At 60.3% G+C, this 13,704-nt stretch carries 10 protein-coding genes; 2 read left to right on the forward strand and 8 right to left on the reverse strand.

What is annotated here, in order from left to right; all coding sequences use genetic code 11:
• Positions 1-69: 69 nt before the first annotated feature.
• The 5 genes from ACM6IV_RS15755 to ACM6IV_RS15775 all read right to left on the reverse strand — a co-directional run bounded on the left by ACM6IV_RS15755 (position 70) and on the right by ACM6IV_RS15775 (position 7,151).
• Positions 70-2,490 carry a TonB-dependent siderophore receptor gene (locus tag ACM6IV_RS15755; protein WP_414870686.1) on the reverse strand — a complete coding sequence of 807 codons (2,421 nt, stop codon included), beginning with the start codon at positions 2,488-2,490 and terminating at the stop codon, positions 70-72.
• A gap of 238 nt (positions 2,491-2,728) precedes the next feature.
• A complete protein-coding gene (locus ACM6IV_RS15760) occupies positions 2,729-3,703 on the reverse strand; it encodes a FecR domain-containing protein (RefSeq protein WP_414870687.1) in 975 nt (324 codons plus the stop codon).
• Complete coding sequence (locus ACM6IV_RS15765; protein ID WP_414870688.1) at positions 3,700-4,218, reverse strand: RNA polymerase sigma factor; 519 nt, start codon at positions 4,216-4,218, stop codon at positions 3,700-3,702. Before ACM6IV_RS15765 ends, ACM6IV_RS15760 begins: the two co-directional genes overlap by 4 nt.
• A 294-nt stretch (positions 4,219-4,512) precedes the next feature.
• Entirely contained in the window at positions 4,513-5,220 is a 708-nt protein-coding gene (locus ACM6IV_RS15770; RefSeq protein WP_414870689.1) for a PolC-type DNA polymerase III, read from the reverse strand.
• The gene (locus tag ACM6IV_RS15775) at positions 5,217-7,151 is read right to left on the reverse strand and encodes a putative nucleotidyltransferase substrate binding domain-containing protein (protein ID WP_414870690.1); all 1,935 of its coding nucleotides are present in this window, start codon (positions 7,149-7,151) and stop codon (positions 5,217-5,219) included. The genes ACM6IV_RS15770 and ACM6IV_RS15775 overlap by 4 nt, the downstream gene beginning before the upstream one ends.
• Before the next feature lie 256 nt (positions 7,152-7,407).
• On the opposite strand from ACM6IV_RS15775, the gene ACM6IV_RS15780 reads away from it, so the two are divergent.
• Entirely contained in the window at positions 7,408-7,854 is a 447-nt protein-coding gene (locus ACM6IV_RS15780; protein ID WP_414870691.1) for a response regulator, read from the forward strand.
• 333 nt (positions 7,855-8,187) lie between these two features.
• Here ACM6IV_RS15780 and ACM6IV_RS15785 read toward each other — a convergent pair whose 3' ends face one another.
• Positions 8,188-10,365: a malate synthase G gene (locus tag ACM6IV_RS15785; protein WP_414870692.1), complete on the reverse strand. Its 2,178-nt coding sequence runs from the start codon at positions 10,363-10,365 to the stop codon at positions 8,188-8,190.
• A 444-nt stretch (positions 10,366-10,809) separates the two neighbouring features.
• Here ACM6IV_RS15785 and ACM6IV_RS15790 point away from each other — a divergent pair, with 444 nt between their 5' ends.
• On the forward strand, positions 10,810-11,328 hold the full coding sequence (locus ACM6IV_RS15790) for a glycine cleavage system protein R (protein ID WP_311997901.1): 519 nt from the start codon (positions 10,810-10,812) through the stop codon (positions 11,326-11,328).
• Positions 11,329-11,551: 223 nt separating this feature from the next.
• Here ACM6IV_RS15790 and rarD read toward each other — a convergent pair whose 3' ends face one another.
• Entirely contained in the window at positions 11,552-12,439 is an 888-nt protein-coding gene (gene rarD / locus ACM6IV_RS15795; RefSeq protein WP_414870693.1) for an EamA family transporter RarD, read from the reverse strand.
• A gap of 205 nt (positions 12,440-12,644) precedes the next feature.
• Positions 12,645-13,619, reverse strand: a complete 975-nt coding sequence (locus ACM6IV_RS15800; RefSeq protein WP_110720743.1) for a serine/threonine protein kinase — start codon at positions 13,617-13,619, stop codon at positions 12,645-12,647.
• Positions 13,620-13,704: the final 85 nt, after the last annotated feature.

The raw sequence follows: 13,704 nt of genomic DNA on the forward strand, positions 1-13,704 counted from the left end.
GACCTTCAAAAACACCGAAGCCGTCCACGAGGGACGGCCTGGTTACAGGGCCTGTTTCAGCTCAGCCGCTTACCACTTGTAAGTGGCGCTGGCGACGACACTGCGCGTGTCGCCGTAGTAGCAGTAAAAGCTGTCGCAGGTGGAAATGTAGTCCTTGTCGAACAGGTTGGTTGCGTTGACGGCCAGCGACGCGCCTTTGAGGCTGTTGTCCAGGCGGCCGAGGTCGTAATGCACGCTCGCGTCGAACACGATGTAGGCGTCAGCCTTGCCCAGCCAGGTGTTGGCCTTGTCGCCGTAGGTGTTGCCGGTGTAACGCACGCCACCGCCAATGCCGAAGCCGTCGAGCACGCCGGCGTGCCAGGTGTAGTCGCTCCACAGCGAGGCTTGCTGGTTCGGCATCAATTGCAAGCGATTGCCCTTGTCGACGCCATTCTGCACTTCGGATTTGGCCAGGGTATAGGCAGCGATGACTTTGAGGTTGTCGGTGATGTCGGAAACCGCTTCCAGCTCCAGGCCTTTGACTTTCACTTCGCCAGTCTGGCTGGTGATCGACACGTTGTTGACGAAGGTGTTGACCGAAACGTTCTTCTGGGTGAGGTCATAGACCGCGGCGGTCAGCAGGGTTTTGCTGCCCGGTGGCTGGTACTTGATGCCCAGCTCCCACTGCTTGCCTTCGGTCGGTTTGAGCGAGCCGGTCGAAGTGGCGTCGGCCCCCGTGGTCGGCTGGAAGGATTCGGCGTACGACAGGTACGGCACGAAACCGTTGTCGAACACGTAGCTGAGTGCGGCGTTGCCGCTGAACGCTTTGTCACGCTGGGTGTTGGTGGCATCGCCCTTGTTGATGAATTTCGTGCTGGTGTGCACCCAGTCTTCACGGCCGCCGAGGGTCAGGCGCCACTGGTTAAAGGCCATCTGATCCTGGATGTACAGGCCGGTCTGGTAGGTCTTCTGGTCGTAATCGTAAAACGCCGTGGAGCGCGCCGGACGCACGATCGGCTGACCGTAGATCGGGGTGATCACGTTGGTGGGCAAGCCGTCACCGAAGATCGAGGTGTAGTTGGTATTGCTGCGCTGGTGATCAAGGCCCAGCAGCAGGGTGTGGCGGATGTCGCCGGTGGCGAAGTCGGCCTGGAAGTTGTTGTCCACGGCGAACTGGCTGATGTCTTCTTCGACGCTGGTGCGTCCGACATTGCCTTGCGCATCGACTTCGGTGAATGGGTACGACCCCGGCGTCAGCGACTGGAACGACAGATCCGACTTGGTGTAACGCAGGTTCTGCCTGAACTGCCAGACATCGTTCAGACGATGTTCGAAGGCATAGCCCAGCGCGTAGTAGGTGCGATCGTAATATTCCCAGTCCGGATCACCCAGGTTCTTGTGGTGGGAAATATCACCGAACGGCGACTTGATCTTGGTGCCCTGCACCGGCAGGAACTGGCTGGTGATGCCGGTATCGTCGCGGGTGAACTGGCTCAGTAGGGTGAATTTGGTGTCGTCGTCGATGTTCCAGGTCAGGCTCGGCGCGATGTTGTAGCGCTTGTTGTCGACGTGATCGACCTGCGTGCCGCTGTCGCGCACCACACCGCTGAGGCCATAGAGAAACTGGCCAGCGTCATCGATCTTGCCGGTGCTGGCAAAGTTGATCTGGCGGTGATTGTCGCTGCCGTATTGCAGCTGGATTTCGTGGCTGGCTTCAGCACTCGGACGACGGCTGACCATGTCCAGCAGGCCGCCCGGCGGGGTCTGGCCGTAAACCGAGGAGGCCGGACCGCGTAGCAGGGCGAGGCGATCGAGGTTCCAGGTTTCCTGTTTCGGGTTGGCGTACACGCCTTTCGGGAGGGGCAGGCCATCGAGGAACTGGGTCGGTTCGAAACCGCGCACACGCAGCCAGTCGGCGCGAGTGTCGCTGCCGTAGCTGCTGGCGGTGATGCCCGGCATATAGCGCACCGCGTCATCGAGGCTGTGCACGCTGCGGTCGTCCATTTGCTGGCGAGTCGCGACGGAGATCGAACGCGGTGCTTCGACCAGCGCGGTGTCGGTCTTGCTGCCGGCAGCGGTGCGGGTGGCGGTGTAGCCTTCGACCGGGCCCCAGGCGCTTTCGAAGTTTTCCACGCCGATGACCGAAGTTTCCGGCAAGGCCAACGTTCCTTCCGGCACGGCCACGAGGGTGTAAGTGCCGGTGCTGCTGTGCTCCAGTTGCAGACCGGTGCCACGCAAGGCTGCGCGCAAGGCACCGGCTGCATCGTACTGGCCGTTGACCGGCGCCGAGGTCTTGCCTGCCGCCAGCGACGGATTCAGCGACAGCGCGATACCGCCCTGGCTGGCGATCTGGTTCAGGGTAGTCGACAGTGGTGCCGCCGGCAGATTGTAGGCGCGCACGCTGGACGCCTGTTCAGCGGCAAGCAACGGACTGCTGATCAGCGGCGCGCTGAGCGCGATGGCGACGGCCAGCAGACTGGGGCGCAACAAGGTGTCTAGCGAACGGGACATACGGCGGCTCCTGAATGGAAATATTTCTCAATTGCCTGTGTGCCGGATGAAAAGCAAAAAGTGATAGGGCTGGATGGAAATAATTTCGATTAAAGTTTGAATGCCGCTGATTGACGCGTTTGAGCGGACTTGTATCGCGCGTCGAATGGCCCTTTCGCGAGCAAGCTCGCTCCCACATTGGAATGCGTTTCCCTGTGGGAGCGAGCTTGCTCGCGAAGGCAATTTGTCAGGCACCACACTACTCAGGCTTGACATCGGCCTTCGCGACAGTGACCCAATACGGCGTATGCCGCTCGATCTGCACCGGCAGGGTCGGCAGCAGCGCGCTCAGAGCCTTATCGGTGTCATGCAGCGGAAAGCTGCCGGTAATCCGCAGGTCCGCCACTTCCGGCGCCACACCTAGGTGCCCGCGACGATAACGCCCCAGTTCATGTACAAGATCGCTCAGGCGCGCGTTATCCACCACCAGCATGCCGCGCGTCCAGGCATCGGCACCGGGATTGAGCGCGACAATCGAGCCCAGCCCGTCACTGCGCAGCAGCACTTGCTGGCCTTCATGGAGGATTTGTTCTTCAGGGCTGGATTGCGGGTGCGCCGCAACCGCAGACTGCAACACGCTCAGGCGCGTGCCGTCGTCTTCACGCTTGACCAAAAATCGCGTACCCAAGGCGCGCATGCTGCCTTCGCGGGTTTCAACGATGAAGGGGCGCGCATCGCCGTGGCCGGTTTCGACAAGAATTTCGCCTTCCTGCAACACGATCAACCGGCGCTTGTCATCGAACCGCACATCCACCGCACTGTGGGTGTTGAGATTCAGCACGGTGCCGTCAGCCAGGCGCACGGTGCGCTGCTCACCGGTTGCGGTGCGCTGATCGGCGAGCCAGTAATCCAGTGGCAGAAAGCGTTCACTGGCAAACAGCGCCACACCGACAAACACCACGACGCTGGCCAGCCCGGTGCCAAGCTTGCGTACCCGCCGGCGAATGCCCTCGCGTGATTGCAGCAAGGCACTGCGCGCCGGCCCTTTGGCCACGCTGAAACGCTGATCGAGCATGCCCAATTGCCGCCAGGCACGGGCATGTTCTTCATGGGCCGCATGCCATTTGGCGAACTCCTCGCGCTCCAGCGGACTGCTCGAGTCGAGGGTCAGTTGCCAGGCAATCGCCGCGTCCAGCACATGCGCCGGCACCGGTCTGGAGCTGGCCGGGCTCACGTCGGCTCACCGTACAGGGCGATGTAGCACTGACGAATGCCTTGCGCCAGGTACTGACGCACGCGCGGTACCGAGACGCCGAGTTTCCCGGCGATCTCGGCATGGCTGAGGCCGTCGAGGCGGTTATAAAGGAAGGCAGCGCGGGCCTTGGTCGACAGTTTGCCGAGCAAGCGATCAATGGCTTTGAGGTCTTCGAGGATCATTTGCTGTTCTTCCACCGACGGTTGTTCGTCTTCGGGGATCAGCATCAGCTCGGTGAGGTAGGCCTGTTCCAGCGCCGCGCGACGGAAGTAGTCGAACAGCAGGCCTTTGGCGATCGCCACCAGAAAGGCGCGTGGCTCGCGGGGTGTGAGCATGTCGTCGCGACCGAGCAGACGGACGAAGGTGTCCTGGCTCAGATCCTCGGCGCGCTGCGGGCACGCCACATTGCGCCGCAGCCATGCCAGCAGCCAACCGCGATGGTCGCGATACAGCGCACCGACGAGCTCACTGTGAGGGCTTGGGACTGACGACACCGGACATCACCGATTGGGAAATGTTAACTAACGCGAATTGTTCGCGATTGTGGCAGAGGTGGGAATGGTTAGCAATTGGCCACTGGTCAGGTGGGCGTTGAAAGGCGGACCCTCACCCTGGCCCTCTCCCAGAGGGAGAGGGGACCGATTGAGGGATATTCAGGAGATACACCGACCTGAACGATTTTCAGTGAATCCATACTCGACTCGATCTTTCAGGTCGATGAAAAGCCCGAGACACATCGGTCGGCTCCCTCTCCCTCTGGGAGAGGGCTGGGGTGAGGGCCTTCTGATTCAGAACGAAGGCGCCTGCTGCCTACGTTTCCACTGGCTCAACCGCTGCTGCAAATTCAACGGGCTATGAATCTGCTGCTGTCGCGCCCGGCTGAACAGAATCAGCGCCAGTTCCGCCGTCGCCAACGCATCGGCACTCGCGTTATGCCGCTCGAACACCTCAAGCTTGAACCAGTCGATCCACTCATCCAGCCCGGCCTCACGAATGTGCGCTTGCGGACACACCAGCGGCGCAATATCCGCCACATCAAGAAACACCTGCTGCAACTTGTGCCCCAGATGCTCCTTCAACGCGCGCCCGAGCATGTGTTGATCGAACGGTGCATGAAACGCCAATACCGGGCTGTCGCCGATAAATTCCATAAGCTCCAGCAACGCCTCGGCCGGCTCACTGCCCGCCGCGATCGCATTCGGCCCCAGTCCATGAATCAACACACTGGGACTGAGTTTCAGCTCGCGACATTGCAGCGTGCGCTCGAACTGCTGACTGAAATCGATCGCGCCGTCCTCGATCACCACCGCGCCAATCGACAACACCCGGTCCTTGTTCAGATTCAGCCCGGTGGTTTCCAGATCCAGCACCACCCAGCGTTGTTCGCGCAGGCTGCACTCGCCGAGCTCGCTGATCACCGGCAACGCCGACAGACGCTGTTGCCACTCCACCGGCAGCACCGGGCTGGCCGGACGCAACCACGAGAACAGGCTCATAGCTGATACCGCAACGTCAGGCTGCTTTGCAGGCGCTGGGCCTGGCGCAGGGATTCGCGCAAGATGCGCCGGTCGAGATGGTTGAGGCTGTCCGGGTCGACACGGTTGGAGTAGGGCAGATTTTCCCGGGTCTGCAGTTGATGCTGTTGCATGCGCGTTTGCTGAATGAAGTGATAGGCCTCTTCATACGCTGCGCCATCCAGTCGTTCGATGACTTCTTTCTCGACCAACTGACGGAAGCGTTCGAGGGTGTTGTTGGCGTCGATACCGTTGGCCAAAGCGAGCAGTCGCGCGCCATCCACGAACGGCGTAAGCCCCTGTACCTTCAGGTCCAGCGTGGCTTTCTCGCCATTCTTGCGTGCCAGCACGAACTCGCGGAAACGACCCACCGGTGGACGATTGCGCAGGGCGTTCTCGGCCATCATGCGCTGGAACAAGCGGTTGTCGCCCACCTGATCGAGGATGCCCCGGCGCAACTGTTCGCAGCTTTTTTCATCGCCCCAGACCACGCGCAAATCGAAATAGATACTCGAGCCGAGCAGATTCTCCGGCGTCGCCTCGCGAATGAACGCTGCAAATCGCCGCGCCCATTCCGCCCGCGACAGACACAGTTCGGGGTTGCCGGCCATGATGTTGCCCTTGCACAGGGTGAAACCGCACAGCGCCAGGCTGTGGTTGACCTGCTGGGCAATCGGCAGCAGCTTGCCGCGAATCTCCGCCGCATGCGCAGCATCGCGAGCGTCGAACAGAATGCCGTTGTCCTGATCGGTGTGCAGCGTCTGCTCGCGGCGACCTTCGCTGCCGAAACACAACCAACTGAATGGCACACCGGGATCGCCTTTTTCCGCGAGGGTCAGTTCGATCACGCGGCACACGGTGTGGTCGTTGAGCAGGGTAATGATGTGGGTGATCTGCGTTGAAGACGCGCCGTGAGCGAGCATGCGCTCGACCAGTTGGCCGATCTCGCCGCGCAGGCTGACCAGTTGTTCGACGCGCTGGGCGCTGCGGATGGTCCGGGCCAGATGCACCAGGTCGACCCGTTGCAGCGAGAACAGATCGCGCTCGGAAACCACGCCGCACAGGCGCTGATCCTTGACCAGGCAAACGTGAGCGATGTGCCGTTCGGTCATGGCGATCGCCGCATCGAATGCGCTGTGATCCGGCGATAAGTAGAAGGGCGCGGGCGTCATATGACGCTCGATCGCTTCGCTGAAATCGCCGACGCCGGCGGCCACCACATGACGCAGATCGCGCAGGGTGAAAATCCCCAACGGTGCCTTGTGCTCATCCACCGCGACGATGCTGCCGACCTGCTGCTCGTGCATCAGTTTCACTGCTTCACGCAATGGCGTTTCAGGCCCGCAGGTTACCGGGTGCCGCATTGCCAGTTCGCCCAGGCGGGTGTTCAGCGAATACTGGGTGCCGAGGGTTTCCACGGCTTTCTGCTGCACTTGCTGGTTGACCTGATCGAGCAGGCTGCTGACCCCGCGCAAGGCGAAGTCGCGGAAGGCGTTGGAGAGGGCGAACAGTTTGATGAACGCCAGCTTGTTCAGTTGCAGGCAGAACGTGTCTTCGCCAGCGAGGTGTTCGGTGCGGGTCGCGCGTTCGCCGAGCAGCGCGGCGAGTGGAAAACATTCGCCGGTGGTGATCTCAAACGTGGTCTCGGTGCCGGGTTTGGTGATGTGCTGACGTTCGCCGACCACCCGACCTTGCTTGACGATATAGAAGTGTTCGACCGGGCCGTCGGCAGGTTTGATGATGCTCTCGCCCTGACCGTAGAAACGCAGCTGACATTGCTCCACCAGATAAGCCAGGTGGGCGTGTTCCATCTGATTGAAGGGCGGGAAGCGCTGGAGGAATTGCAGGGTGCCCTGAATGTTCTGCAATACCGCGGTTTTCCCTGCCTGGGTGAAGGCGTCCGCTTTACTCATAACCATTACCGCAGTCTTTTTCGAATTGTTGTTGTCGGATCGTTCTGGCCATGGTCGACCCCTGCGGGCAGGGTGCCCATTGGACGTAAGTCTAGGTTTGAGCTGGCGGTGGGCACATTTGGGAAGTGCCCTACAAAAACAGTCGGAAATTCGCCCGCCGGCCTCTTGGAAAAAAATCCGACGAAGTGCACATTGAAGCGCTGTCTGGTGATGTCTGACGACTTGCCAGGGATTGTTTGAACATTTAGAGAATGCCATGTCCGACCACGATATTTTGAGCGACGCCGAGCGTGAAGCGCTCAGCGCTGTAATGCTCGAACCCGACTTGCCGCCGCAGCGTGTACTGATCGTCGATGACGACAAGGACGCCCGGGAGTTGTTGTCGGAGATTCTCGCGTTGGATGGCATTCATTGCATGACCGCAGCCAGTGGCGAGACGGCGCTGAAGATGCTGGAGGCGAAACCTTCGATCGGGCTGGTGATTACCGATCTGCGCATGGGCAATGTCGATGGCCTTGAGCTGATCCGTCAGGTGCGCGAATCGGAGCGGGCGGCGCTGCCGATCATCATTGTCTCGGGCGATGCTGATGTGAAAGACGCGATTGCCGCGATGCATTTGAGCGTGGTGGATTTTCTGCTCAAACCGATTGATACGGGCAAGTTGTTGGCGTTGGTGAAACATGAATTGGGGATAGAACCTTAAGAGCCCCTCACCCTAACCCTCTCCCAAGGGGAGAGGGGACTGACCGAGGTGGATGTGCAAAGTACACCGACTTGAAATTCCTAAGTCGAACTCAGGTTTTGAAAAGCACCAATATCTGCTCCCTTTCCCCTCAACCCTTGGCAATTCCTGAGCTGAGCTCAGATTTTGAAAAGCACAAAGATCGGCTCCCTTTCCCCCCTCGCCCCCTTGTGGGAGAGGGCTGGGGTGAGGGGGAAGGATCTCAAACCGATCACAAAAACTGACCCCGCCGCACAAACAAAAAAGCCCTGATCTCTCGATCAGGGCTTTTTCATGTCCGGCATTCAGCGCAAGTTACAGGCCGTTGGCCTTCTTGAACTCGCGACGACGACGGTGCAGCACTGGCTCGGTGTAGCCGTTCGGCTGTTTGGTGCCCTCGATCACCAGTTCGACTGCCGCCTGGAAGGCGATGTTGCTGTCGAAGTCCGGTGCCAGCGGACGGTACAGCGGGTCGTTGGCGTTCTGACGATCCACCACCGGCGCCATGCGCTTGAGGCTTTCCATTACTTGTGCTTCGGTGACGACACCGTGGCGCAGCCAGTTGGCGATGTGCTGGCTGGAAATACGCAGTGTGGCACGGTCTTCCATCAGGCCGATGTCGTTGATGTCCGGCACTTTCGAGCAACCCACGCCCTGGTCGATCCAGCGCACCACGTAACCGAGAATGCCTTGGGCGTTGTTGTCCAGTTCGTTCTTGATTTGCTCCGGCGTCCAGTTCGGGTTGACCGCCAGCGGGATGGTCAGGATGTCGTCCACTGAAGCACGCGCACGTTTGGCCAGTTCGGCCTGACGGGCGAACACGTCGACCTTGTGGTAATGCAGGGCGTGCAACGCAGCAGCAGTCGGCGACGGAACCCAAGCGGTGTTGGCGCCGGCCAGCGGGTGGGCGATTTTCTGCTCAAGCATCGCGGCCATCAGGTCGGGCATCGCCCACATGCCTTTACCGATTTGCGCGCGACCTTGCAGGCCGGTGCTCAGACCGATATCGACGTTCCAGTTTTCGTAAGCGCCGATCCACTTCTCGGCCTTCATGTCGGCCTTGCGTACTACCGGGCCGGCTTCCATGGAGGTGTGGATTTCGTCGCCAGTGCGGTCAAGGAAACCGGTGTTGATGAATACCACACGCTCGCTGGCCGCCTTGATGCAAGCCTTGAGGTTGACTGTGGTGCGGCGCTCCTCGTCCATGATCCCGACTTTCAGCGTGTTGCGCGTAAGGCCCAGCACGTCTTCGATGCGACCGAACAGCTCGTTGGTGAACGCCGCTTCTTCCGGGCCGTGCATTTTCGGTTTAACGATGTAGACCGAACCGGTGCGGGTGTTGCGACGCGAGGTGTTGCCATTGAGGTTGTGCATCGCTGCGAGGCAAGTGACCAGACCGTCGAGGATGCCTTCCGGCACTTCGTTACCGTCTTTGTCGAGGATCGCGTCGATGGTCATCAGATGGCCAACGTTACGCACGAACAGCAGCGAACGACCGTGCAACGTCACTTCACCGCCATTTGGCGCGGTGTAGGTGCGATCCGGGTTCATGGTGCGGGTGAAGGTCTGGCCACCCTTGGACACGGATTCTGCAAGGTCGCCCTTCATCAGGCCGAGCCAGTTGCGGTAGATCACTACTTTGTCGTCGGCATCGACGGCAGCGACGGAGTCTTCGCAGTCCATGATGGTGGTCAGCGCTGCTTCCATCAGGATGTCTTTAACGCCGGCGGCGTCGGTCTGGCCGACCGGTGTACTGGCGTCGACCTGGATTTCGAAGTGCAGACCGTTGTGTTTCAAAAGGATGGCGATTGGCGCGTTGGCATCGCCCTGGAAACCGATCAACTGAGCGTCGTCGCGCAGGCCACTGTTGCTGCCGCCCTTGAGGGTAACCAGCAGTTTGCCGTCAGCGATTTTGTAGCCGGTCGAATCGACGTGGGAGCCAGCGGCCAGTGGCGCTGCTTCGTCGAGGAAGGCACGGGCGAAGGCGATGACTTTGTCGCCACGCACCTTGTTGTAGCCTTTGCCTTTTTCCGCGCCACCCTCTTCGCTGATCGCGTCGGTGCCGTAGAGGGCGTCGTACAGCGAACCCCAGCGGGCGTTCGAGGCATTGAGAGCGAAGCGGGCGTTCATCACCGGCACCACGAGTTGCGGGCCGGCGGTACGGGCGATTTCATCATCGACGTTTTGCGTCGTTGCCTGGAAGTCAGCCGCTTCTGGCAGCAGATAACCGATTTCCTGCAGGAACGCTTTGTAGGCGACGGCGTCGTGCGCTTGACCGGCGCGTTCCTGGTGCCAGGCATCAATGCGAGCCTGGAAGTCATCGCGTTTGGCGAGTAGGGCTTTGTTCTTCGGCGCCAGGTCATGAATGACCTTGTCGGCACCTTCCCAGAATGTCTCGGCGGTGAGGCCGGTACCGGGAATGGCTTCGTTGTTCACGAAGTCGAACAGGACTTTGGCGACCTGCAGGCCACCGACTTGAACGTGTTCAGTCATTGCTTGCCTCACTCTGCTCAGCTATTTCGCTTTTCAGCTCTTCAATTTTGACAATGAAGCCTCTGGCCATTTAAACCACAAACCTGCCGACCAGTACATGCCATTGCTGGCGGCTGGGCTGGGACCAATCAACGGCTTGGGGCCTTGCTGACGGGGCTTTCAGGGTTGCGAACAGGCCTTGGGCAGACATCGATCCGGCGTTATGTAGTGCGCGCTGCGGCATACTACATGATGAGTTGCGCTTGTGAAAATCAGACTAATTACGTCGTTCTGCGACCTCATGTCGCATTGCGGTCACATCGCGGAACGGGATGTTCTCAAAAAACAGATGGATTGTTCCAGCTAAATATAAAAAGTTGTACACGATTCGTGGTTTCGCGCGCTTGAGGCGGCTGACCGCCCGTTGCCTATACTTGCCCTTCTACAACACAAGAGGGCTGCGCCATGGACCATCTCGTACTCACCGTATTCGCCCCGGACAAGCCCGGGCAGGTCGAGCGCATCGCCCAATGCATTGCCGAACACGGCGGTAACTGGCTGGAAAGCCGCATGTCACGGATGGCCGGGCAGTTCGCCGGGATTCTTCGGGTGGGAGTGCCGGCAGAGGCTTACGACGAATTAGTCGATGCCTTACAAGCACTGTCTGCTCATGGCATCCGGGTGCTGATTGCCGAAAGCGGTATCGAGCAGTCCTGTACCTGGAAACCGATTGCCATGGAATTGGTGGGCAATGATCGGCCCGGCATCGTTCGCGACATCACCCGGCTGTTAAGCGAGCAAGGCGTCAACCTGGAAAGACTGGTAACCGAAGTGCGCCCGGCACCGATGAGCAGCGAGCCGCTGTTCCACGCCGAAGCGATTCTTGCAGTACCGCTGACACTGTCGCTCGACGTTTTGCAGTCGCGTCTGGAAACGCTGGCCGACGATCTGATGGTGGAGCTGGTGTTACGCACAGACATTTAAGTGGCGTTGGGGTTATCCAGTTTAAACGTGCACCCGCCTGTGGATAACCTGTAGAGACCGGGCGCAGCGCCAAGCCGGCCGGGGCTTGTGCGGAACTGATCAAAAAACCACCAGGATTCAGTGACTTGCGCACAAACGGCGGGGATCACGCTGTGGATAACCTTGGGAAGGAACGATGCAGGCCACGAGAACCGTGGCCTGTGAGGGTTTGTGCGTTTTTTGATCAGTTGCGTCGACGCAGACTTATCCACGCATCGACGCTGTAAACCGCCAAACCGGCCCAGATAAAGATAAACGCAACCAGCGTGCTCGACGACAGATGTTCGCCGAACAGCAACACCGCTTGCAGCAGCACCAAGGTCGGCGCCACGTATTGCAGGAAACCGATGGTGGTGTAGGGCAAGTGGCGCGTGGCGGCGTTGAAGCACACCAGCGGCACCAGCGTCACCGGACCCGCCGCCACGAGCCACCAGGCCTGTGATGTGGTCCAGAACTCCGGCTGAGCGCTGGTCGCGGTCTGGTTGAACAGCAACCAGGCAATGGCGATTGGCACCAGCATCCAGGTTTCCACCACCAGCCCCGGCAACGCCTTGACCGGTGCCTGCTTGCGGATCAGACCGTAGAAGCCGAACGTCAGCGCCAGCGCCAGCGACACCCACGGCAGACTGCCGACCTGCCACACTTGCTGCGCCACGCCAACGGCCGCCAGGCCGACCGCGAGCCATTGCATTCGGCGCAGCCGTTCCCCAAGAAGCACCATGCCCAACAGCACGTTGACCAGCGGATTGATGTAGTAACCCAGACTCGCCTCGAGCATGCGCCCGTTGTTCACCGACCACACGTAGGTCAGCCAGTTGGCCGCGATCAGCGTCCCGCTCAACGCCAGAATCGCCAGACGTTTGGGGTTGTCCAGCAATTCGCGCAACCAGCCCGGGTGTTTCCACACCATCAGCAACAACCCACCAAACAGCGCCGACCACAACACCCGATGGATGATGATTTCAACGGCTGGCACGTCGGCGATGGCTTTGAAGTAGATCGGGAACAGGCCCCAGATGATGTAGGCACTCAGGCCCAGAATGTACCCGCGACGCGGGTTGGCGGCTTGCATGCAGAATCCTTGCTTAGGCAGCTGACAAAGGAGGGATTGTAAGGAGGTTTGTCGGCGAGTGCCGTAGCTGATTGGTCAGAAATGTGTGAACACACAACCCCTGTGGGAGCGAGCTTGCTCGCGAATACGGACTGACATTCAACATTATGCTGACTGACATGACGCCTTCGCGAGCAAGCTCGCTCCCACAGGGTTCAGGTTTGGATCAGAAGAGTTTCAGTGGTTCTTCGTTAAGCGCTGATAGCTGCTCACGCAACGCCAACACTTGATCGCCCCAATACCGCTCGGTGCCGAACCACGGGAAACTATGCGGGAACGCCGGGTCATCCCAGCGCCGCGCCAGCCAGGCGCTGTAGTGCATCAGGCGCAGCGCGCGCAACGGTTCGATCAACGCCAGTTCGCGCGGGTCGAAGTCGTGGAATTCGTTGTAGCCATCCATCAGTTCCGACAGCTGCCCCAGGCATTCCTGGCGATCGCCGGCGAGCATCATCCAGATGTCCTGCACCGCCGGGCCCATGCGGCAGTCATCAAGGTCGACGATGTGGAACATCTCGTCGCGGCACATCATGTTGCCGGGGTGGCAGTCGCCGTGCATGCGAATGTTCTGGTGCGGCGTGTTCGCGTAGGCATCTTCCACGCGTTTGAGCAGGTCGCGGGCCACCGACTCGTAGGCCGGCAGCAGGCTTTTCGGAATGAAGTTGCCTTCGAGCAAGGTGTTCAGCGAGGCGTGGCCGAAGTTCTGCACGGCGAGGGCTTCTCGGTGTTCAAACGGCTTGGTCGCGCCGACCGCGTGAATACGCCCGAGCAGTTGGCCGAGACGATACAGCTGATCGAGATTGCCCGGCTCCGGCGCCCGACCGCCGCGACGCGGGAACAGAGTGAAGCGGAAACCGGCGTGTTCATGCAGGGTTTCGCCGTTGTGGATCAGCGGCGCCACCACCGGAATCTCGACGTCGGCCAGTTCAAAGGTGAATTGGTGTTCTTCGAGGATGGCCTCGTTGGTCCAGCGTTGCGGACGATAGAACTTGGCGATCAGCGGTTCGGAGTCTTCGATGCCGACCTGATAGACGCGGTTTTCGTAGCTGTTGAGCGCCAGAATGCGCGCATCGCTGAGGAAGCCGATGCTTTCAACGGCATCGAGCACGAGGTCGGGGGTGAGGGTTTCAAACGGGTGGGCCATGCTGACTCCTGCGCGCAGCAGGCTGCCGCGTCCGGCCCAGCATGGTAGCGCAGATGGCAGGCCCTTAGGGGGTTGGTGTCTGGGC

Origin of the sequence: Pseudomonas sp. IT-347P, assembly GCF_949768005.1 — a bacterium.
Lineage (GTDB): Bacteria > Pseudomonadota > Gammaproteobacteria > Pseudomonadales > Pseudomonadaceae > Aquipseudomonas.